This is a genomic window from Limnospira sp. PMC 289.06 (assembly GCF_032350395.1).
Taxonomy (GTDB): domain Bacteria; phylum Cyanobacteriota; class Cyanobacteriia; order Cyanobacteriales; family Microcoleaceae; genus Limnospira; species Limnospira platensis.
In genome coordinates this window covers 1-1,106 of record NZ_JARPLC010000347.1, presented here as the reverse complement: position 1 = coordinate 1,106, position 1,106 = coordinate 1, and the positions used below count along the sequence as shown (strand labels likewise).

At 41.9% G+C, this 1,106-nt stretch carries 2 pseudogenes; one reads left to right on the top strand and one right to left on the bottom strand.

Going from position 1 to position 1,106, the window contains the following annotated elements:
- A pseudogene (locus tag P5674_RS25100) lies at nucleotides 1-967 on the top strand (group II intron reverse transcriptase); the annotation flags it as partial.
- Here the strand turns inward: P5674_RS25100 and P5674_RS25095 are convergent.
- A pseudogene (locus P5674_RS25095) lies at nucleotides 870-1,106 on the bottom strand (hypothetical protein); the annotation flags it as partial. The pseudogenes P5674_RS25100 and P5674_RS25095 overlap by 98 nt on opposite strands.

Below are 1,106 nucleotides of genomic sequence, written 5' to 3'. Positions count from 1 at the left end.
ACCATTTGCCACGGTAATACGATACGCCGATGATTTTGTAGTCATATCCAAAGACTTAGGAATCATTGAACAGTGCAAAACTGCTATTTCCGAATGGTTAAAACCTGTTGGATTAGAGATTAAACCTGAAAAGACTCGAATCTGCCATACACTCAAACCCATTGAGTATAACGGCAAAGCAGAGGAACCCGGATTTGATTTCTTAGGTTTCAATATCAGGCAATATCCTGTAGGAAAATATAAAACTGGGAAAAATCCACATGGGAAACCATTAGGGTTCAAAACTTACATCAAACCCAGCAATAAAGCAGTCAAAGCCCATACAGAAGTGATTAAAGGTGTAATTGAACAACATAAAACAACACCCGAGTCAGCCCTGATAAGTAGACTAAACCCAATAATAAGGGGATGGTCAAACTACTACTCAGCAGTAGTCTCATCAGAGACCTTCGTTAAACTAGATTACATAGTTTGGCTAATGTTACGGGCATGGACAGTTTCAAGATGCAGAAAGGCAAATTACAAAAAGCTAAGAAACTATTTCAGATATGGAACGGTCAGACTTAGCAATGGGAAAGAAAGGCATGAATCTTGGTTATTCCAAACCAAAGATGGATTACAACTATGGAAACATAGTTACACTCCGATTGTCAGACATACCCTAATACGCCCTAACGCAACACCATACGACGGAAATTGGACTTATTGGGCAACCAGGAAAGGACAAGCAATCGACACGCCAAATAGAGTAGCAAAACTACTCAAAAAGCAAAAAGGTAGGTGTACCTGGTGTGGACAGTATTTCGCACCATCGGATTTAGTTTAAGTAGACCACATTGTACCTCGAAGCCACGGCGGAAAGGATGAATTCAAAAACTTACAACTATTACACCGCCACACCCGCGATGATAAAACGGCACTCGATAACGCCAAAGCTGTATCCTTAACAATGGAACAATCAGACTAGGAGCCGTGTGAGGTGAAAGTCTCAAGCACGGTTTTGTATGGGAGGGGGTGAAGGCGACTTCACTCTCGACCCCTACTAAAGACCCGAATTTGCCACACACTGTTATGGTCGAAAGAGAAGTCACCTTCCCCAACTCCAA